At 65.3% G+C, this 19,956-nt stretch carries 23 protein-coding genes; 9 read left to right on the forward strand and 14 right to left on the reverse strand.

Annotated features, from left to right (window positions below; translation table 11 throughout):
• Window positions 1–103: 103 nt before the first annotated feature.
• The 4 genes from Q8R73_RS15140 (at window position 104) to Q8R73_RS15155 (ending at window position 3,972) form a co-directional block, all read left to right on the forward strand.
• The gene (locus Q8R73_RS15140) at window positions 104–976 is read left to right on the forward strand and encodes a MoxR family ATPase (protein ID WP_305720378.1); all 873 of its coding nucleotides are present in this window, start codon (window positions 104–106) and stop codon (window positions 974–976) included.
• Window positions 973–2,181: a VWA domain-containing protein gene (locus Q8R73_RS15145; RefSeq protein ID WP_305720357.1), complete on the forward strand. Its 1,209-nt coding sequence runs from the start codon at window positions 973–975 to the stop codon at window positions 2,179–2,181. The genes Q8R73_RS15140 and Q8R73_RS15145 overlap by 4 nt, the downstream gene beginning before the upstream one ends.
• A gap of 14 nt (window positions 2,182–2,195) precedes the next feature.
• Window positions 2,196–3,020, forward strand: a complete 825-nt coding sequence (locus Q8R73_RS15150) for an XdhC family protein (RefSeq protein WP_305720358.1) — start codon at window positions 2,196–2,198, stop codon at window positions 3,018–3,020.
• Between the two features lie 142 nt (window positions 3,021–3,162).
• On the forward strand, window positions 3,163–3,972 hold the full coding sequence (locus tag Q8R73_RS15155) for an SDR family NAD(P)-dependent oxidoreductase (protein WP_305720359.1): 810 nt from the start codon (window positions 3,163–3,165) through the stop codon (window positions 3,970–3,972).
• Between the two features lie 287 nt (window positions 3,973–4,259).
• Here Q8R73_RS15155 and Q8R73_RS15160 read toward each other — a convergent pair whose 3' ends face one another.
• The gene (locus Q8R73_RS15160) at window positions 4,260–4,433 is read right to left on the reverse strand and encodes a hypothetical protein (RefSeq protein WP_305720360.1); all 174 of its coding nucleotides are present in this window, start codon (window positions 4,431–4,433) and stop codon (window positions 4,260–4,262) included.
• 434 nt (window positions 4,434–4,867) lie between these two features.
• Between Q8R73_RS15160 and Q8R73_RS15165 the strand changes: the two genes are divergently transcribed.
• Entirely contained in the window at window positions 4,868–5,926 is a 1,059-nt protein-coding gene (locus tag Q8R73_RS15165; protein ID WP_371126103.1) for a magnesium and cobalt transport protein CorA, read from the forward strand.
• A gap of 114 nt (window positions 5,927–6,040) precedes the next feature.
• On the forward strand, window positions 6,041–7,009 hold the full coding sequence (locus tag Q8R73_RS15170; RefSeq protein ID WP_305720362.1) for an aldo/keto reductase: 969 nt from the start codon (window positions 6,041–6,043) through the stop codon (window positions 7,007–7,009).
• An 11-nt stretch (window positions 7,010–7,020) separates the two neighbouring features.
• Here the strand turns inward: Q8R73_RS15170 and Q8R73_RS15175 are convergent, their stop codons facing one another.
• Window positions 7,021–7,758, reverse strand: coding sequence for a hypothetical protein (locus Q8R73_RS15175; RefSeq protein ID WP_305720363.1), 738 nt, complete (start codon window positions 7,756–7,758; stop codon window positions 7,021–7,023).
• A gap of 27 nt (window positions 7,759–7,785) precedes the next feature.
• Here Q8R73_RS15175 and Q8R73_RS15180 point away from each other — a divergent pair, with 27 nt between their 5' ends.
• Complete coding sequence (locus Q8R73_RS15180; protein ID WP_305720364.1) at window positions 7,786–8,304, forward strand: hypothetical protein; 519 nt, start codon at window positions 7,786–7,788, stop codon at window positions 8,302–8,304.
• A 360-nt stretch (window positions 8,305–8,664) separates the two neighbouring features.
• Here the strand turns inward: Q8R73_RS15180 and Q8R73_RS15185 are convergent, their stop codons facing one another.
• From Q8R73_RS15185 to Q8R73_RS15200, 4 genes are all read right to left on the reverse strand, one after another.
• A complete protein-coding gene (locus Q8R73_RS15185) occupies window positions 8,665–9,954 on the reverse strand; it encodes an MFS transporter (protein WP_305720365.1) in 1,290 nt (429 codons plus the stop codon).
• A 218-nt stretch (window positions 9,955–10,172) separates the two neighbouring features.
• Complete coding sequence (locus tag Q8R73_RS15190; protein ID WP_305720366.1) at window positions 10,173–10,739, reverse strand: PRC-barrel domain-containing protein; 567 nt, start codon at window positions 10,737–10,739, stop codon at window positions 10,173–10,175.
• 327 nt (window positions 10,740–11,066) lie between these two features.
• Complete coding sequence (locus Q8R73_RS15195) at window positions 11,067–11,279, reverse strand: hypothetical protein (protein ID WP_305720367.1); 213 nt, start codon at window positions 11,277–11,279, stop codon at window positions 11,067–11,069.
• Between the two features lie 132 nt (window positions 11,280–11,411).
• Window positions 11,412–12,203: an SDR family oxidoreductase gene (locus tag Q8R73_RS15200; RefSeq protein WP_305720368.1), complete on the reverse strand. Its 792-nt coding sequence runs from the start codon at window positions 12,201–12,203 to the stop codon at window positions 11,412–11,414.
• 290 nt (window positions 12,204–12,493) lie between these two features.
• On the opposite strand from Q8R73_RS15200, the gene Q8R73_RS15205 reads away from it, so the two are divergent.
• Window positions 12,494–12,724 (forward strand): hypothetical protein, encoded by a 231-nt coding sequence (locus tag Q8R73_RS15205; RefSeq protein WP_305720369.1) that lies wholly within the window; start codon window positions 12,494–12,496, stop codon window positions 12,722–12,724.
• A gap of 47 nt (window positions 12,725–12,771) precedes the next feature.
• Here the strand turns inward: Q8R73_RS15205 and Q8R73_RS15210 are convergent, their stop codons facing one another.
• The 8 genes from Q8R73_RS15210 to Q8R73_RS15245 all read right to left on the reverse strand — a co-directional run bounded on the left by Q8R73_RS15210 (window position 12,772) and on the right by Q8R73_RS15245 (window position 19,053).
• Entirely contained in the window at window positions 12,772–12,930 is a 159-nt protein-coding gene (locus tag Q8R73_RS15210; RefSeq protein ID WP_305720370.1) for a hypothetical protein, read from the reverse strand.
• Window positions 12,931–12,946: 16 nt separating this feature from the next.
• A complete protein-coding gene (locus Q8R73_RS15215; protein WP_305720371.1) occupies window positions 12,947–13,627 on the reverse strand; it encodes a hypothetical protein in 681 nt (226 codons plus the stop codon).
• 64 nt (window positions 13,628–13,691) lie between these two features.
• Window positions 13,692–14,645 (reverse strand): ribose-phosphate pyrophosphokinase, encoded by a 954-nt coding sequence (locus Q8R73_RS15220; protein ID WP_305720379.1) that lies wholly within the window; start codon window positions 14,643–14,645, stop codon window positions 13,692–13,694.
• Window positions 14,646–14,817: 172 nt separating this feature from the next.
• A complete protein-coding gene (locus Q8R73_RS15225; RefSeq protein WP_305720372.1) occupies window positions 14,818–15,456 on the reverse strand; it encodes a hypothetical protein in 639 nt (212 codons plus the stop codon).
• A gap of 66 nt (window positions 15,457–15,522) precedes the next feature.
• On the reverse strand, window positions 15,523–16,293 hold the full coding sequence (gene pgeF / locus Q8R73_RS15230) for a peptidoglycan editing factor PgeF (RefSeq protein ID WP_305720373.1): 771 nt from the start codon (window positions 16,291–16,293) through the stop codon (window positions 15,523–15,525).
• Window positions 16,290–17,426, reverse strand: a complete 1,137-nt coding sequence (locus Q8R73_RS15235) for a class I SAM-dependent methyltransferase (RefSeq protein WP_305720374.1) — start codon at window positions 17,424–17,426, stop codon at window positions 16,290–16,292. Before Q8R73_RS15235 ends, pgeF begins: the two co-directional genes overlap by 4 nt.
• 31 nt (window positions 17,427–17,457) lie before the next feature.
• Window positions 17,458–18,306, reverse strand: coding sequence for a prolipoprotein diacylglyceryl transferase (gene lgt / locus Q8R73_RS15240; RefSeq protein ID WP_305720375.1), 849 nt, complete (start codon window positions 18,304–18,306; stop codon window positions 17,458–17,460).
• Between the two features lie 12 nt (window positions 18,307–18,318).
• Window positions 18,319–19,053: a dienelactone hydrolase family protein gene (locus Q8R73_RS15245; RefSeq protein WP_305720376.1), complete on the reverse strand. Its 735-nt coding sequence runs from the start codon at window positions 19,051–19,053 to the stop codon at window positions 18,319–18,321.
• Window positions 19,054–19,231: 178 nt separating this feature from the next.
• Here Q8R73_RS15245 and Q8R73_RS15250 point away from each other — a divergent pair, with 178 nt between their 5' ends.
• Window positions 19,232–19,534 (forward strand): accessory factor UbiK family protein, encoded by a 303-nt coding sequence (locus Q8R73_RS15250; protein ID WP_305720377.1) that lies wholly within the window; start codon window positions 19,232–19,234, stop codon window positions 19,532–19,534.
• The last annotated feature ends 422 nt before the right edge of the window (window positions 19,535–19,956 follow it).

The raw sequence follows: 19,956 nt of genomic DNA on the forward strand, positions 1-19,956 counted from the left end.
CCCACCCCCGACCCCTCCCCACCGCTTCGCGGGGGGAGGGGAGAAGATGCTCCGGAATACCGACCGACGATTACTCGATCAAATCGAAAAAAACGCCTTGCCCATGAAAACCCGCGAACAGATCGCGCAAGCGCTGGCGGCGTCCGGCTATATCGCCGACGCCGAACTCGCGACCGCAATTTCGCTGATGCAGCTCCTGAAGCGCCCGTTGCTGCTGGAAGGCGAGGCGGGCGTCGGCAAGACCGAAGTGGCCAAGGCGCTGGCGGCGGCGCACGCCACCGAGCTGATCCGTCTGCAGTGCTATGAAGGCCTCGATCAATCCGCCGCGCTGTACGAATGGAATTATCAGCGCCAGCTGCTGTCGATCCAGGCGCATCGCGGCGAGGACGCCGACGCCATCGAGCACCAGATCTTTTCGGAAAAATACCTGCTGGAGCGACCGCTGCTGGCGGCGATCCGCCGCGAACGGGCCCCGGTGCTGCTGATCGACGAGATCGACCGTGCCGACGACGAGTTCGAGGCGTTCCTACTCGAACTGCTGTCGGATTTTCAGGTCTCGATCCCCGAACTCGGCACCATCAAGGCCGTCACCATCCCGCATGTGGTGCTGACCTCGAACGGCACCCGCGAACTCTCGGACGCGCTGCGCCGCCGCTGCCTCTATCATTACGTCGATTATCCCGACGTCGACCGCGAGGCGCGCATCATCATGGCGCGGATCGATGGCGCCGGCGCCTCGCTGTCGCTGCAGATCGCCCGGCTGGTCGAAGGCATCCGCAAGGAAGAGCTGCGCAAGGTGCCGGGTGTCGCCGAGACGCTGGACTGGGCGGCGGCGCTGGTCGGACTCGGCGTGAACGACCTGCACGAGGCGCCTGACGTGGTGCACGAGACTTTGATGTGCCTGCTGAAAACCCATGAGGACAAGTCGCGCGTCAGCCGGGAGGTGACCGAACGCCTGCTGGGGAAGGTGGCATGAGCTGCTGCGGCGCCAGCCCTGTATATGACGAACTCGACGAAGTCTCGCGTCTGGTCTCGGGCAAACTCGCGGCGTTTCTGAGAACCCTGCGCGACAACGGCTTTGCCGTCGGCCTGCATGAGGGAAGCGACGCCGCGGCGCTGATGACGGCGGGCTATGCCGAGCGGCCAGGACTGCTGCGTTCCGCCTTCAAGCATCTGTTCTCGGCGCGCAAATCCGACTGGGACAAATTCGACGGACTGTTCGATGCGTTCTGGCTCGGCAAACGGATGAGATCGCGATCGGTCACCATGGGCGCGGCGAAGGCGGCCAACAGCCCGTCGCTGAAGAGCCTGCGCGACAACAAGTCTGATTCATCCGGAAGCGAGGCGGCGACGGACCAGGTGCCTTCCACCGAAGAGGCACCGGAGAACCGCGCCGGCGAAGGCCGCATGGAAGGCGCCTCGCGCGCCGACAATCTTTCCGGGATCGACTTCCGCAAGATGGCCGACCCGGAGCAGGTCGAGCAAGCCCACGCGCTCGCGGTACGGCTCGCCAGAGCCATGCGCACCCGGCTGACCCGCCGCGACCTGGCGCGGCGGCGCGGCTACCGGCTCGATCTGCGCCGCACCATCCACCGCAATATCAGCCATGGCGGCGTGCCGATCAGCCTGATCAGGAGGCAGCGCAAGCCAAAGCCGCTGCGGCTCGTCGTGCTGCTCGACGCCTCCGGCTCGATGAGCATGTATACCGGCGTGTTCCTGCGATTCATCCACGGCGTGCTCGATGAATTCCGCGAGGCCGAAGCCTTTCTTTTCCACACGCGGCTCGCTTACGTCTCCGACGCCATGAAGGAAAAGGATTCCGCGCGCGCGCTCGATCGTCTCTCGATCATGGCGCAGGGCGCCGGCGGCGGCACCCGGATCGGCGAAAGCCTGCAGACCTTCAACCGCTGGCATGCAGCGCGGGTGATTCATTCGCGAAGCTGCGTGATGATCGTGTCCGACGGCTACGAGACCGGCGACGCCGCCCTGCTCGGCCGCGAGATGGCGGCACTGGCCCGGCGCTGCCGCCGCATCGTCTGGCTGAACCCGATGCTGGCCTGGCCGGGCTACGCGCCCGAGGCCGCCGGCATCAAGGCGGCGTTGCCGCATGTCGATCTCTACGCGCCGGCCAACACGCTGCAAAGCCTGGCTGCGCTCGAACCCTATCTGGCGAAGCTGTGAGGGGAGGGCCGCCCATGACGGCGCATGTCGAAGTGATGGATCTGGTGGCGCAGATGAAGGCCGCCGAGCAGGCGTTCGTGCTGGCCACCGTGGTCCGCACCGTGTCGGTGACCGCCGCGAAGGCCGGCGCCAAGGCGATCATTCGCCCGGACGGCAGCATCGTCGCAGGCTGGATCGGCGGCGGCTGCGCCCGTGGCGCGGTGCTGAAGGCGGCGCGGGAGGCGCTAGCAGATGGCGAACCGCGCATGGTCTCGGTTCAGCCGGAAAACCTGCTGGCCGAACTCGGCGTCAAGCCTGGGGAGAACCGTGACGGCGTGCGTTTCGCGCAAAACATGTGCCCGAGCAAGGGCACCATGGATATCTTCGTCGAACCGGTTTTGCCGCATCCTTCATTGGTCATCCTCGGCGCCAGCCCGGTGGCGCTGTCGCTGGCGGCGCAGGCGCGGACGCTCGGCTATCATGTCACCGTGGCGGCGCCGGCCGCCGACCGGCCCGAACCGCCCGATGCCGACATGCTGATCGACGGCTATGCGCTGGGTACGCTCAGCGAGGCCAGGCGCTTTGTCGTGGTCTCGACCCAGGGCAAGGGTGATGAAGCCGCGCTGCGCGCAGCGGTGAGCACCGAGGCCGCCTATCATGCCTTCGTCGGCAGCCGCCGAAAGATGGCGGCACTGCGCGAAAAACTGATCGGGGAGGGTGTCGACGCCGCCGCGTTCGATCGCATCAAGGCGCCCGCCGGCCTCGACCTCGGCGCCATCACGCCGGAGGAAATCGCGATGTCGATCCTCGCGGAGATCACGGTCGAGCGAAGACGCGGCCAGCGGGTAGCCAAGGGGTAGTGCACGCCTGCGTTCCCCGGACGCAGCGCAGCACGTAGTGATGCGCTGCATACAAGGAAATGGTGGGCACGGCGCGAGGGTGCCTTTGCTACCCTGCGGATTCCCGTCATGCTGCCGTACCGCTGCACCGGAGCATTCCCCCATGACCGAACAAATCCCCTCCGACTGGCTTGGCCTGTCCGGCCGCGTCTGCGTGGTGACGGGGGGCGGGGGCGGCATCGGGCGCGCTGTCGCGCTTGGTCTGGCGCGGGCCGGCGCGCGTGTCGCCGCGATCGATCTCGACGAGCGCGGTCTCGACGTGACGCGGACGGAGCTGCTCAAAATATCCGGCGATCCCGTCGTGACGCGCTGCGACACCTCGAGCGCCGACAGCATCGCCGCCGCCGCCGAAACCATCGAAAAGGCGCTGGGACCCTGCGACGTCCTGGTCAACACCGCGGCGGTGTTGCGGCCGGGCGGGCTGGAAAACCTGTCGCTGGCCGAGTGGAACGCGGTGCTGTCGGTCAATCTGACCGGCTACTTCCTCTGCTCCCAGGCCTTCGGCCGGCAGATGCGCGGCCGCGGGCGCGGCAGCATCGTTCACGTCTCCTCGATCTCGGGCAGCCACGCGCAGGGCCAGAGCGGCGCCTACAGCGTCAGCAAGGCCGGCGTGATCATGCTGTCGCGCCAGCTCGCCAGCGAATGGGGACCGCAGGGCATCCGCAGCAATGTCGTCAGCCCCGGAATGGTAATCACGCCGATGAGCCAGTCGTTCTACGACACGCCCGGCGTCACCGAACGCCGCAGCGCGGTGGTGCCGCTGCGGCGGGTCGGCATGCCCCAGGACATCGCCGACGCCATCCTGTATCTCGCCAGCGACCGCTCGTCCTATGTCAATGGCGACGAGATCACGGTGGATGGCGGCTATGCCAACATGCTGATGAACCTGGTACCGCGCCCGGGCTTCGAGTGAGGACCGGCCGCTCGATCAGACGGGGACCGGGAATGAATGAAGCCGCGATCTGGCGCGATGGTCGAAGCAGGCGATGAACTTCTGCCCGCTGACCAGTACCCGAAGCCGCCGCCGCGCGGCGCTTGACCGCTTCAGATCGAACAGACCGGCACGCCAGGCAACACTGTCGGAAATTGCAAACATCATAGCCTCCTGTCGAACGCTTCTACGGCTCTGTGGCGCCGCCTTCGTCCCGGGTTCATGGTCCGCTGCACCAGCGTGAGCCGGCTCACGCTTTTCTGATCGGATCAGTGCACGGGTTCGTGTTCGGACAAGGGGACGGCTTCCCGGTGTTCGACCGAAAGCGCGCGATAATGCGCTGCCATTTCGCGGTAATGCCGTCGTGAAATCGCGTCGGTGGCGCGTTCCGCGCGTTCATCGAACATGCGTGCGCGCTCGATCAGGTCCTTGGTGGCGGGCATCGGACACCTCCATGCAGATACTCGGGTAGCTGATATGGAGGTTGCATGAGCCTGGCGGCAGATTGGTGACGGTTCACATCACCGTGTTGACCCAATTTCGCTGCCCAAGCCCCGTCAGCCGGCCAGATGATATCGGCGCATTTCCATCAAACGGGCGCGGCTGTATTCGCGATAAAGAAAATTGATGAATGCCCGCATGGTCCGATCCTCTTTTGCCGGGCAGTTGTTACAAGCAGCAGGTTTCGGACTGCCTTCGTCAGGACAACAAAATGACTTCATGGAACGAGGAATTGTTTCGTCGCTCTGAAGGATGAAACATGGCTTCCGTTGCGGAGATGCACGGATTGATCCAGCACCATCGCGCGGGTAGGAGCCCTTGCGTCATCCGGCGATTTCCCTGCACTGTCCCGGACCGGAACGCCCGTCCACCCGGAATGTTGTTGCCCGCAAGCCTAAACCGCGAGGTCGCCTTGGACGCCAAAAACCATCCGCTTCCGCTCTCACCCGCGCGGCAAGGCGGCGAGCCGGGTCTCGTGAACTCGGGCGTCTATGCCGACGGCCGCCGGGTCAAGGAGATTCCGGTCGATGAAGCCGGCGAGTGGGCGAGGCGGCCTGGCCATGTGGTCTGGATCGGCCTGTTCGAGCCCAGCCCCGAACTGCTGGCGCGCGTGCAGGCGCAGCTCGGCCTGCACGATCTCGCCATCGAGGATGCCGGCAAGGCGCACCAGCATCCGAAGATCGAGCAATATGGCGACGCCCTGTTCATCGTGGCCCGCACCGCGCAACGGATCGAGGGCCGCATCGCGTTCGGCGAAACCCACCTGTTCGTCGGCAGGGGATACGTCGTCTCGGTGCGGCACGGCGCCTCGATTTCCTATGCGACGGTGCGCGCCCGTTGCGAGTCGTGTCCCATTACGCTGGCCAATGGCGCCGACTACATTCTTTATGCGATCCTCGATTTCATCGTCGACAACTACCAGCCGGTGCTGGAAACGCTCAGCGCCGAGGTCGAGGAGATCGAGGACGGCGTGTTTGCGAGGCCGAGCGGTCAGCTCGACGTCCATCAGCTGCACCTGCTGCGCCGCGAATTGCTGCGGCTGCGCAATGCCGTGGTACCGCTGGTCGAAGTCTGCCGCCGGCTGGAGCATGCCGAGGTGGCGCCGATCGACCCCGCCATGCAGCCGCTGTTTCGCGACGTCACCGATCACGTGCAGCGACTGCGCGAAGGCATCGACGGTATGCGCGAGGTGCTGGCCTTCGCCTTCGAGGCGAGGCTGATGACCGGCCAGGCCGAGCAGACCGAAATCACCCGCAGGCTGGCGGCCTGGGCGGCCATCCTTGCGGTGCCGACTGCAATCGCCGGCATCTACGGCATGAATTTCGATCACATGCCGGAGCTGAAGTGGCAGTTTGGCTATCCCCTCGTACTCGGCGTTATCCTGGCCATCTGCGGCTGGCTGTATTGGCGGTTCCGGAAAAACGGCTGGATCTAATTCTACTCCCCGCCCCACCACGCGCAACGGCGCGTAGGAGGAGGGAAGAGTACTGCGGACGTGCATTCGAGCGGAGCGACAACGATGCAATTGCGGACTTTTGGTCGGACGGGAATGCAGCTCTCTGTGCTCGGCTTCGGCTGCGGCGCCGTCGGCGGCTTGATGGTGCGCGGCGCAGCCGCCGATCAGGAGCGCACGATCGCGCGGGCGATCGCATCCGGCGTGAACTACTTCGATACCGCGGTGCTGTACGGCGACGGTGAATCCGAAACCAACCTTGGCCGCGTCCTCCACAAGCTGAAGCCGGCCGGCGTCGTCGTCGGCACCAAGGTCCGCCTGCAGCCAGGCGAGTTCGGCCGCATCGCGGATGCCGTCACGAACTCGCTCGACGGCAGTCTGCAGCGGCTGCGCCTCGAGCGGGTCGACATCCTTCATCTGCACAATCCGATCACCGCGGCGGGCGGCGGTTCGGCGCTGGGCGTCGGCCAGGTGCTTGAGGAAGTGGTGCCCGCCTTCGACCGGCTGCGGCGGCAGGGCAAGATCGGTTTCCTCGGAATTTCGGCGGTGGGCGACACGGCGGCGCTGCACCGTGTGATCGATTCACGCGCCTTCGACAGCGCGCAGGTGGTCTACAACATGCTCAATCCGTCGGCCGCCGGGCCATTGCCGAAAAACTATCCGGCACAGGATTACGAGGGTTTGTTCGAGGCGACCGCTGCGGCCGGGGTTGGCGTGGTCGGCATCCGCGTGCTGGCCGGCGGTGCGCTGTCGGGCTCGGCCGCGCGGCACCCGGTTGCAGGGGCGGCGCCCGAACCAATCGGCTCGGCGATGCGCTACGATGCCGATGTCGAGCGCGCGCGCCGTCTTGCCCCGCTGGTGGAGGAAGGGTTCGCCGCCAGCCTGACCGAAGCCGCGATAAGGTTTGCGCTGTCGCATCCGGCGATGGGCACCATCCTGGTCGGCATGGCGACGCCGCAACAGTTCGATGACGCCCTCGCCGCGGCCGAAAAAGGCCCGTTGCCGCCAGCCGCGCTCGACCGGCTGACCGCGCTGCGGCAGGTATTCGCCGGCGAAGCGAGATGATCGCCCACCCTTCAGCCGATTCGGTTGAGGGTGCCTCTGATGCTGGTGAATATCTCCCCGATATCCTTCCGCATCGAATCGAGATTCTGGAAATTCTCGAAAATACGAGCCAGTCGCTGGTCTATCTCGGCCTTGTTTTTGACAAGCGCTTCCACGCGTGAGCTGAGCTGTTCATCGCCTTTCAGTTCGATCTCGCCGAGGGTCTTGACCAGGATATCGCGATTTGCGTTCACTTCCTGGATCAGGGCTTCAATGCCGAATGCCGGCGATTGCAGGGGGGTGAGCTCGGCCTGCGACTTCGCCGCTTCTTCCTTGAACCGGGTCAGCGTCGCCGACGTATCCTGCAGCCGCGTGAGGCGCAGGCGCGACTCCACGATGAATTCGTTCAGAGCGTTCTGGCGGTCGATCAGACTCCTGCCGTCCGGATCCGTCTCCACCTCCGCCAGCGCGCGCTCCAGATGCGCCCGGCGCTCCCTCAGTTCGTCGAAGTCGAGGCGGATCGAATTCAGGATGTTGAAGCCGTCGTCGAGACGGGCGACTCGCTGCTCGATTTCGATCTTCTCGCGCGAGAGCGCCTCCACGCGTGCGCTGAGCTTTTCATCTCCGCTGGATTCCAGTTGATCGAGAGAAACAACCAGCCGGTCGCGGCGCCCGCTCAATTCGGAGATCAGGATGTCGAGCCCGCCCAGCGGCACCAGCTCGGCCTCGGTTTTTTCCAGTTCCTCCTTGAAACGGTTCAGCGTTGCCATCGACTCCTGCAGCTGGCTTTTCCGTTCATGGATCACGCCGACGTTATGCGCGAGGTCCTTCAGCCGGTCGGCGATGTTGTTCTTGCTGTCGTCGGTCTCGAGATCCGTGAGCCACCTTTCGAGCTGACGTTGCCGGTCCTTCAACTCGCCGAAGATCGGTTCGGTGACCCGTCGCTTCTCGGCCACGACGCCGATCGTCTCCCGAAGCACCTTCTGTCGGCGCCTCACCTCGTCGAGCCGGTCCCGCATATCGACGGACTCGCTCTGGCCATGCGCCAGCGCGGCCCTTCGCTCGGTCTCGGTGAGCGCCTTCTCGATGGTTGCAATGGCTTCCTCGGGGTCGCTGTCGACGAGATGCTGGACTCCGGTATCGAACTGGGTCTGCGTTTCGTGCGCGGTCAGGGTTTCCTGTCGAAGGCCCTTGAGGCGATCGCGCAACAGCTTGTTCTGGCGCGCGAGACTGAAGGCTTGCCATACGGAGGACCCGATCAGCGCCAGGGTGGTGAACAGGATGGCGCCGAGCGCAAACCGTTGCGGACCCGGTAACGCTGCGAATTGGGAAGTGATCTCCGCCGTAGTGAGATTGAGAGCCGCGCCTGCAAAGAATGCCGAGGCGCCCACCAACACGATCCACGCAACTATCGAAAACCACATTTCACTATCTTTTCAATAAGCTAACTCGGCCGGCAACAAGCGAAGGGGAACCGGGAGGGCGGGCCGTTTCGCTCAATATCACGTCATGTTAACGGTTTTACCGGTTCCAGGGTAGCGGGTTCCCGGCGGGCGGCCTTGGTCTTTAGGCAAATTTGAAGACCCGAAGCCGCTCGGGACGAACCGCCGGACGAGCGATGCAATCTATAAGGGCAGATGCGGAATTATACCCGCGGTAATATCGCTTGCCGGAGTTCAGCCGCCCTGCGGCTGCTGGCGGGCGCGCATCTCGTCGCTCGGCCTGACGTCCTGGGAGCGGCTGTAGATCGCGACCGCCCCGATCAGCACCACCGTGAGCACGCCGAACAGCGCGTGGTAGGCGGTCTCGGAGCGCCCGCCGCCCGGCAGCGGCTCGAAGGCGCCGAGGATGATGCCGGACAGGCTCTGCATGCAGGCAACGCCGAGCATGACCGCGGTGTTGAGCATCGACATGCCGCGCCCGATCAGCCGGTCCGGAATGATGCCGCGGCCATGCGACAGCACCATGGTGCTGGCGGCCGAGACGAAGCCCATGATCAGGATGGCGGCGACCGGCACCCAGAGCGGCGGGTGCGACGCCAGCGCCAGCGTGGCGAGCATCGAGACCGTCACCAGATTGCCGCCGACCGCGATCCATTTGCGGGTGTCGAGCAGGCGGTCGAGCGGGCCGAAGGCGAGCATGCCGAACTGGTAGGTGACCACGGCGCCAAGCAGCACGTTGCCGGCCGCGATCGCGCTCATCCCATGCACCTCGCGCAGGAACGGGCCGCCCCACAGCCCCTGCACCGTGAAGGTGCAGGCATAGCTGCAGAAATTGAGCGCCAGGATCGGCCGAAGCCGCTTGTTGCGCAGCACTTCCATCAGGCCCTGCAGCATCTGGCGCGGGGGCTCCGCGGTGCGTTCCAGGAACGGATGCCCCGGCGGGGCGTCGCGCACCACGACCCAGACCCCGACGGCGGCGAGCGCGGTGAACGCTACCGCGATGCCGAAAACCCCGCGCCAGCCGATCGCCTCCGAGGCCCAGGCCAGCGGCGTGGTGGCGAGCAAATTGCCGATCAGGCCGATTGACAGCACCATCGCGACCAGAGTGGAGAAGCGGTCCGGCGGGAACCAGCGCGATATCACCACCATGCTGCCGATCAGCATGGCGCCGAAGCCGGCGCCCATCAGCACGCGGCCGGTGAGCAGGACCGGCCATGAGGTCGCCAGCGTGAAGATGACGCCGCCGATCGTGGCCAGCACCAGCATGCCGGCCACGGTGCGGCGCGGCCCGAAATGGTCGAACAGCAGGCCACAGGGGATCTGCATCGCGGCAAAGCCGAAGAAGAAAGCGCCGGTCAGCGCGCCCAGCGCTTCCGGCCCGATCGCGAGGTCGCGCATCAAGTCGAGCCCGATGGTGACGTTGGAGGCCCGGAAGAAATGGCTGGCGACATAGGCCGTGGCCAGCGTGGTGACGATGATCAGGCCCCGGCGGTGGGGGAAAGGCTGCCGCTCGGTGCTTTGCATCGTTGGGGGATGTCCGCTTCTTGTCGCAAATCGCTCAGGGGGCGATGTTGCGGCGGAGCCTAGGCGGGATGGGCGGGGGGTTCAAGGAGGGGTGTGTGTGATGCCGGGCGCCGGCGAAGTCCCCGTCGGCCGCGCGGCGCGGTGGTCATATCGCGTCGCGCGAAAAAGGGCCCCACCGGAATGGGGCCCTCGGATTTCGCTTCAGAACAACCGACGACTTAGTTGTAGTCGGAGTACTTGAACTGCGACATCGCCTTCAACTGATCCTTGGTGCCGCTCATTTTGGCGTGGTCCGGGGTCCAGTCGTTGGCATCGGCGGCGCGGGCCGACGTGGTGGTGGTCGTCGTCGTGGCCGTATTCGCAGGCGTCGTGGCCGCGCCTGTGGTGGTGGTGGTGGTGTCGCGCGCCATACCTGCCGGCGCGGTGCCCGTGGGCGCGGTCGAACTGGTGCGAACCGGGGTTTCCACGAACTGCAGCTTGTCCATGGATACGGCGATGTCGTGCTCGCCCATGCCGAGGAAGCCACCGACGCCGATCACCACGGCATTGATCTTGCCGTCCTTGTCCAGGATCAGTTCGTTGATGTCGCCGAGCTTTTCATTGGCTTCGTTGTAGACGTCGAGACCCATGAGCTTGGAGGCGCGCCAGTTGCCCTTGAGCATCATTTTGGAACCGGCGACCTGTCCGGCCGCGACGGCGGGGGTGTTGGTTTGGGCGGTCTGAGCGTAGGCCGGGCCGGCGATGAAGGCGGCGCTCAACAGAGCGGCGGCTGCGAAATGTTTCATTGTATGTTCTCCAGTGCAAGTTATCGATGGTTCTAGAACGGAAGAAGCGGACGAATGTTCCGCCACACAAATCGTCGTTCGCGGTGCAATCGTGAGACATTGAGACACAGTGCGGAACGGAACATCGCGACCCGCATTGTCGCCGCGCATAGGCATGCGGTCTGTGTTTGGCAGAGGGCGCCATGTGCGGGCCATTCGATCGTGGCGCGTATTCACAGGGGCGGCCTTCGCTCTCAGCCCCACGCTTTTGTTCCGAAGTTCCCGGCGCAAACGAGGTTTGCCCGTGACCAAACGCTGTTGCGTTTCTCCGAGTGCCGGCGCTCAAGGCTAATCCAGCCGTCTCACATCCTCACCCAGCGGCCAGCTTGCCAGTCTGACCTCAGGTGCGTTCGGTTCCGAGGTGCTTTCGTCCGCCGGGAGATTCGCCTGTATCTCGAACCTGGCGGCCTGCGCGAGCCAGTACCACTTTTTTTCGGGTTCGCTCTGCGCCCGCTGGCGGCAATCGGACTCCAGTTCTCGCAACCGGGCAATTTCATTCACGGGATAACCTCCGCGAAAACCACGACACATCGACAGACTGGTTTGCGACGCGCCTCATGACAAACCCAACGTGGGGATATGGTGAATCCCTACAACTTTAATCGCAATTTTTCGCGATGATGGGCAATGATGTCAGGACCGTGCCGAGCCCGGCTCGGCGTATTTGCGGTGCTGTCTGGCGAGGAATCCGGCCGGAATGACCTGCGCCATGGCCGACTGGACCCTGTTCTTGAAGCCGCTGACGATGTCGCTGTCGCCCCGCATCATGGCATCGAAGCCGGTCCTGGCGACATCCGCCGCGCTGGCCTTTTTCGCGGCGCCGACATTGGTGTCCAGCATCCCGGCGCGCTCGTGGAATTTGGTTTGGGTGGCGCCCGGCATCAGGCAGGTTACCGTGACACGGCTGCCGCGCAATTCCTCGCGAAGCGCGAAGGAAAACGAATCCAGAAACGCCTTGGTACCGCTATAGACCGCCTGAAAACTGCCCGGAACGTATCCGGCGATCGAACCGACGATCATGATGCGGCCGGCGTCGCGGCGGCGCATGTCGTTGCCGATGCGATGCACGAGGTAGATCGTGCCGGTGATGTTGGTGTCGATCACATGCCTGGCCTGCACGAAATCCTGATCGAGAAATCCGTGGCCGAGGCCGCGGCCGGCATTGGCCAGAAGCGCATCGACGGGACGGCCGATGCTGTTCGCGGTCTCGACCAGCCGGTCGACACCTTCGATGGTCGCGAGATCCGCCTGCACCGTCTCGACCGTGGCGCCGAGCGCGCGCAGTTCCTCCGCCGCCCGTTCGATTTCCGGTTCGTCAGCGGCGATCAGCAGATCGAAACCTTCGGTCGCGCACACCTTTGCCAATTCACGGCCGATGCCGCTGGATGCGCCGGTAACGATGGCAAATTGTCGGCTCACGGACATTGAAATCCCCCTGTGGATAAACTGGAACACCAACCGCTGGCGTCGCCTCTCGTTCCGGACGGCCTTTCTCTCGCTCCGTGAATCTCATCTGTCGTCGCGTCTTTACATTGGGTTCAACGCGGAGATGAAAGAATGAGCGCGCCTGCAGGGCAAGGGCGCCATTCGCCGCAACACGGTTCCATGCGAACGGCACGCAGATGATGCTCGGGTCCGGCTTCCCTGTGCGAGGTCGGGAAACCGGCGGGAACAGGCGGGTCGCCAGAATGTTTGTTGCACTGGAGAACATCGCCATGGCTGAGCCGCTGCCGATCCTGCTCGAAAAATCCATACAGATCGCCTGGGACTATCTGGAACGCACCGGCGAACTCGGCGAGCCGGAGGTGGCCAGCCGCTTCCTGCTGGACAGCATGGAGGGCATGATTCGTCGCGGAGAGCGGCGCCAGCTCGTTTTGTCAAACCGGGCGATCGATTCCTACAAGCGCTTTCGGGCGGAGCGCACCGGCCTTTCCCTGGTCTCGTAACTCACGCGGCCGCGACCGCAAAAGCCTGAGCACTTCCATCCAGCCAATCAGTGCGTGCTGGTGTCGTGCCACTTTTCCAGATCCGGCGTCGTATCGCTCGGCTTCTGCTCTTTTTCAGGATTTCCCTTCCAGGGCTTGTCGGTTTGCTTCGACGACTTCCAGTCGGTGCGCTGGCGCGGGTCATCGTTCGGCTTCTCTTTGCTCATGGTAACTCCTGGCGCTTCAGCAACCCTTGCAGATGCTCTTGACCTTCGCGTTCATTTTGGCGTTCTCGGCGTTGATCTCGGCATCGCCGGCAACGGCCGGCCCGGGATTCGCCACACCATCGATGCGGCCCCCGCCGCCCTGTCCGGCGCGATTGCCGGCCGATCCGGTCGTGGTTCCGGCGCTGCTCGTGCCGGACGAAGGCGAACCCGATGAGCTCGCCGTGCCCGCAGCGTTGGTACCCGGCGCCGTCGGCACCTTTGCGGCATTGCCGGCGCCGCTCGGGTCATTCGCTGAATTGTTCAGGCCCCCGACATTGGCTGGGCCGCTTGGTACGCCACTGACCCCCGCGGTGCCCGCACCGGCGGAGCCAGCGTTCGGCGAACCCACGGCGCTGCCCGTTCCCGCCGAGGGACCGCTCGCGGCGCCGCCGGCCGAACCTCCTCCGGTCCCGCCACCCGAACTTTGAGCATGGGCCGCCAGCGGGCACATCAGCGCGATCACGATCAACCATTTTTGCGCGGTCAGAATTTGCATTGCCGTTACCCTTGCCAATACCTCTCCATTCACAATGCCGGGCAGGTTGACCTTGTTCCAGCGACGCTTCCCGGTTTCAGATGACAGGCGCGGGGCGGGGGCATTGCCGGCGGGTGCATCCGCGTTCGACGCCGCCAGCGTCGAGCCGGAAGGCCGCGGCATGCAAGATCGTCCGGTCAAGCCGGCGACGACAAATGCGACGCTATGCGGGTGCTGTCCGCAGAACTCAGTCGAACAGGCTGGACACCGATTCTTCCGCGGCGGTGCGGCCGATGGCTTCGCCGATCAGCCCTGCGATCGACAGGGTGCGGATATTGGGCGCCTTGCTGACCGCGTCGGTCGGCAGGATCGAGTCGGTAATGACGAGTTCCTTCAGCCGGGAGCCGGCGATTCGCGCGGCGGCGCCGCCGGAAAGCACGCCATGGGTGATGTAGGCGTAGACGTCCTTGGCGCCGTTGGCGAGCAGCGCGTCGGCGGCGTTCACCAGCGTGCCGCCGGAATCCACGATGTCGTCGATCAGGATGCAGGTATAGCCGGCGGTATCGCCGATCACGTTCATGACTTCGGATTCGCCGGCGCGTTCGCGGCGCTTGTCGATGATCGCCAGCGGCGCGTTGATGCGCTTGGACCGACCGCGGGCGCGGACCACGCCGCCGACGTCGGGCGACACCACCATCAGGTTGGTAAGGTCGAAACGCTCCTTGATGTCGCGCACCATCAGCGGCGAGGCGTAGAGATTGTCGGTGGGGATGTCGAAGAAGCCCTGGATCTGCCCGGCATGCAGATCGAGCGTCATGACGCGGTCGACGCCGGCATGGGTGATCATTTGGGCGCCCTGATTGGCCGAGATCGGGGCGCGCGAGCCGACCTTGCGGTCCTGCCTGGCGTAGCCGAAATAGGGGATGACCGCGGTGATGCGGCGCGCGGAAGCCCGGCGCAAGGCATCGGTGATGATCAGCAGCTCCATCAGATGGTCGTTGGCCGGAAACGACGTCGACTGGATGATGTAGACGTCCGAGCCGCGGACGTTCTCATGGATCTCGACGAAGATTTCCATGTCGGCGAAGCGCCGGACCACCGCCTTGGTCAGCGGCAGGCCCAGCCCCTGGGCGATTTCCTCGGCCAGCACAGGATTGGAATTGCCCGCGACGAGCTTGATGGAGCCGTTCTTGGCCGACATCAGGGCTTCTCCTCGCGCCTTGCTGGATACGATGTTCAGCATCTTGAAATACCCACGGAACCGGCGCGTTTCGACGAGCGAGGTGATATCAAGCAGGGTATCCGGCTGGCAACCGCCGAATCGGGTTTTCTCGGGTTTTCCTGCGCAAAATCAGGTCCCGGGGCGTTTTTCGTTAACGTGCGCTGTAACCGAGGGCGCTGTCGCTGCCGAGCGCGCTAACCGTAAATCCATCCACCGCCGCGGCGGGGCCGCTCGCCACCGCCGGGCCGCGCCGGGCGGGTGCCGGGGCGGGCGGGGGCGCTTCCGCCGGCGCCGTTCCGTTGATCATGCCGGAGAGGCCGGAAAGGCCCGCCTGGGCGATTTTCCGCAGGATCAGATCGTCGGCGGCGGCCCAGGCGTCGCGCCCGGCCTTGCCGGCCGGCTCCTCTCCGGAAAGCCGCAGCGCGCGTTGCTGGTCGCGGTCGTAGACGTCCCAGACCCAGGCGATGGTGGTGCGGCCGCGGCTGACCTGGGCGGCGAGATAGCTGCGCACCCGGTAGGAAGCCGCGCCCTCGCGGGAGACGATCTGCAGGCTGCGCAACTTGGATTCGCTGTCGAGCACGTTGACCATCCGCTCGAACACCTGCGGCGGCGGACCGTCGATCGATTCGAACGCCACCGTGGGTCCGCTGCCGGCCATCGCAAACGAGCCGCCGCCCGGGGCTCCGCCGCCGGCGCAGCCGCCGAGCCCGCAGGCGAGCGCGAGCCACGCCGCCGCGGCAACGGCGCGCGCCGGTCTGGTCCGGAACAGGGGTGCGAGAGTGGCCCTCATCGGGTCCAGCGATATCGTTAAAACACGTTAAGGTCTAGGGCAGCGGCCTTGTCCGGGCCCGGGAAGTCACTCCCGCTCGAGCGCGATCGCGTGCACGTGGCGGCCGTAATCCGGCTCCCGGCGATGCACCGAGCGGCGGTAGCTGAAAAAGCGCTCGTCGGAATAGGTGTCGATGCCGGTGTCGTCGATCACGGTGATGCCCGCATTTTCGAGCCGCATCCGGATGAAGCCGGCGAGGTCGAACATCGAATGGCCTGATCGGGCCGAGGGAAGGAAGAAGCGCCCGTTGCCGGCATCGGCCTCGATGAAGCGCTCGACGAATTCGCCGCCGACTTCGTAAGAGGGCTGGCGGATCAGGGGGCCGATCGCCGCGACGATGCCGCCGCGGTCGGCGCCGAGCTTTTCCATCGCGGCGACCGTGGATTCCAGAACGCCTGTCAGCGCGCCCTTCCATCCCGCATGCGCCGCGCCGATCACGCGCGCGCCGGGATCGACGAACAGCACCGGCCCGCAGTCGGCCGCGGTGGCGCCGATGGCGAGGCCTTCGGTGCGGGTGACGACGGCGTCGGCGCGCGGCCGCGACGGACCTTGCCAGGGCTCCGACGCCACCACGACATCGGGCGAATGGGTCTGCCAGAGGGTGAGAAAATGCGCCGGCCCGACGCCGAGTTGCTCTGCCATCCGGCGGCGGTTTTCCTCGACATGGGCGGGATCGTCGTTCGAGCCGACGCCGCCATTGAGGCTGCCATAGAGGCCGCCGGAGACGCCGCCTTCGCGGGTGAAAAAGACGTGGCGCAAGCCGGGAATGGCCGAGAGCAGAGGCGATTCCAGCGTCATGACACCGCCGCCCCGGCGTCCGGCGTCTCGCTATTCTCGTCGTGGAACCCGGCCACGTCGGCGAGGTGGGGTTCGGTGATCGCCAGCACCTTGAACATCGATCCCATGCCGCCGCGGCCGCCGCCGATCAGGCGCTTCAGCGCGCCCGAAATGTCCTCGGAAACCTCGTTGCTGGCTTTTGCCATCAGGGTCACCGCGCGGGTTTCGATACCGAGCCGCTTGAGAAAATCGCCCTGCGGCACCGGGCCGTGGACCCGTGCGCCCAGGTCCTCGGCGGCGCGCACCAGCGCCTGGAAATCGACATGCGCGGTCACGTCGGCCTGGCCGGGATTGGTCAGGGGATCGGTGAAGCTGTGGCGGGCGATGGCCTGAAAGGTATCGCCGGCGTCGCTGCGCAAATGACCGTAGTCGATGATCAGCGCCGCGCCATCCTGGTCGCGCACCCTTGTCGCGATCTTCATGATCTCGGAATCTGGCCGCCACTCGAACACCGCGCCGACCGGCGCGGCGCGCACCAGCGGCGGCAGCAGCACCTCGAAGCGCGGTATCGGCTGAGGCGCTGCGCCGAACGCCAGCTTGCCGGTGTCGTCGATTTCGACGGTGCGCTCATGCCAGCCGGTCTCGCGCTTCACCACCTGGTGGATCGGCAGCACATCGAAATATTCGTTGGCGAAGATCACCGCCGGCCCCTCGGGCACGGCGTCGATGCTCTCGTGCCAGAAGATGTTGCGCACGCCCGACAGCGTCGACTTTTGCTTGTCGCGCAGCACCGGATTGATCTCGACCAGGTGGATGTTGAGCGACTGGTAGAGCGGCGGTAGCACCCGCAGCGCGCGCAGCGCGTCCGCCATCATGGTGCCGCGGCCGGGCCCGAGTTCGATCAGCCGCAGCAGCGGCGGCGAACCGATCGCCTTCCACACCGACGCCGCCCACAGCCCGAGCAATTCGCCGAACATCTGGCTGACTTCGGGCGCGGTGGTGAAATCGCCCTCGCGCCCGAGCGGATCGCGCGAGACATAATAGCCGTGCCTGGGATGTGTCAGGCACAGCTCCATGTAGCGCCAGACCGGCATCGGACCGGACGACTTGATCAGCTTCCTGATCTCGGACTGCAGCGGCGAATATTCGGTCACGATGTCCCTTATGCTGTCCCTTGCGGTGTCGCTACAGTGTTCCCTGGCTGGCCAATCGGTTGGCCGGTGGCCGGCGCCATGCCGCCACGATCAGGATCGCTCCGGCAATGATCATCGGCACCGACAGCAGCATACCCATGGTCAGCCCGCCCCACAAAAATCCGAGCTGCGGGTCGGGCTCGCGGAAAAACTCGCTGGCGATGCGGGCAAGGGCGTAGAACGCAATGAAACTGCCGAGGATCAGGCCCGGCCGCCTCAGCGCGCCCATCCGGATCATCACCGCCAGGATGATGAACAGCAAAATACCCTCGAGCCCGGCCTCGTAAAGCTGGCTGGGATGGCGCGGCAGCGGCCCGCCATTGGGAAACACCACCGCCCAGGGCAGGCTGGCATCGGCCGGGCGGCCCCACAGCTCGCTGTTGATGAAATTGGCGAGCCGCCCGAGCAGCAGCCCGATCGGCGCGACCGCGGTGGTGATGTCGCCGAGCGACAGGATCGGTATGCCGTTGCGGCGGGCGAACCACATCACCGCGGCGACGCAGCCGAGGAAGCCGCCGTGGAACGACATGCCGCCCTTCCACACTTCGAAGATCTCGGCGGGGTGCTCGATGAAGAACGGCAGATTGTAGAACAGCACGTAGCCGGTGCGGCCGCCGACGATGATGCCGAGCGTCACCCAGAGGATGAAATCGTCCATCTGCGGCAGCGTGATCGGCGCCGGTCCGCCCCACAGTCTCTGGTTCTTGATCAGCGCGCGGGCGTACAGCCAGCCCAGCACGATGCCGCCGATATAGGCCAGCGCATACCAGCGGATCGCGATCGGCCCGATCGCGACGGCGATCGGGTCGAACACCGGAAAGGCGATGGTGAGGAGTTGCATCGGGCCTGCGGCTTACTTCGTGAGGTTGCGGCGGTACAGCGCCAGCAGCCGTTCCCAGTGCCGCTCGGCCGCATCGCGGTGGTAGACCGGTCGCTTTGGAAAGGCAAAGCCGTGATGGGTGCCGGGATAGACCTCGACCTCGGCATTGGCGCCCTTCACGCCACCCGTCACCTTGTCGATGATCTCCTGCGGCGCATAGATGTCGGTTTCGGCGCAGGCGAAATAGAGCTCGGCTTTGGTCTTCTGCCCGGCGAGATGCGGGCTGTCGGGCTGGTCGGTGGCCAGATGGGTGCCGTAGATCGAGGCCGCCGCCTTGACCCTGTCCGGAAAATGCGTCGCGGCGTTGATGGCGTAGCGGCCGCTCATGCAATAGCCGACGGCGCCGACGATCCTGGTGTTTGCCGCCTTCTGGGTGTCGGCCCAGGCGAGCAGGGCGGTGGTGTCTTCCATCACCATGGGGATGTTGATCGAGTTCATGTAACCGAACATCGCCTTGCGCTCGGGCGCTTCCGGATCGGGCGGGATCGGCCCGAGCTCCATGACGCCGGAGCGGTAATACAGGTTCGGCAGCATCACGTAATAGCCCGATGTCGCGAGCCGGCGCGCCATGTCGCGCAGTTCCTCGCGGATCGCCGGCGCATCCATGTAGAACAGGATGACGGGGAACGGGCCGTCGCGCTCGGGATGGGTGATGAAGGTGGTGGTGTGGCCGTCCCTGGTCGGAATCTCGATCTGCTGGTCAATCATGGAGCGTTTCTTCTCGTTTCCGGTTGGCGGTTTTTCTGGTTGGGCAATGCGATACGATTGCAAGGAAACCGGATCATGACAAGGCAACTTGACCCCGATCGGTCTTGAACCCCGCCTTCAGGATCGCCATTGTCATACCACGCGTTTTCCTTCGCAGCCGACCGGAGATTTCCTGACGATGACCCAGACCAGCAATCGGTTTTTCGACGAGATCGGGCGTCTGATGAACGACGCCGCCGGCGCCGCCCAGGGCGTCAAGCGCGAGGTCGACACCGTCGTCCGCAACCAGGCCGAAAAAATTCTCAACGACCTCGATATCGTCAAGCGCGAGGAGTTCGAGGCGGTCAAGGACATGGCGCGGCTGGCGCGCGAGGAGAACGAGGCCCTGAAGGCGCGGATCGCCGCGCTGGAAGCGAGACTGGGCGCGTCCCCGGCGGCGCCGGATGCCGGTGGCCCGAACACGGCCGGCAGCGCGATCTGAACCGACACCCTCGGGGCGCACTCGCTAGCGGTCATTCCGGGGCGCGAGCCTTCTGGCGAGCGAACCCGGAATCTCGAGATTCCGGGTTCGATGCTACGCATCGCCCCGGAATGACGATGAACCGGCCATGACATGGCTTTGCGATCTCGCGGCGGGTTTCGCCCGAGGTTTGCCGGAAATTTCCCGCCCTCTCCAAACAGAGGGCGCGGGGAATGCCGGGCGCCCGATGCGCCCGATAGCCACGTGTGCTATGGGTAGTGGTAGATGCACAGTCAGGTCACACCGGGCACCCGGCACTCCCCGCGCGATGGTTTAGGCTTATACGTGGTCTCCCCGGCGATCGGCTTTCTTGCCACCGTCACTTGCGGGTCTTACCGCAAGCTTGACACCAGCACCGAGGTGTCAGGACCGCACGATTTCGC

The organism is Bradyrhizobium sp., assembly GCF_030697065.1.
Lineage (GTDB): Bacteria > Pseudomonadota > Alphaproteobacteria > Rhizobiales > Xanthobacteraceae > Bradyrhizobium.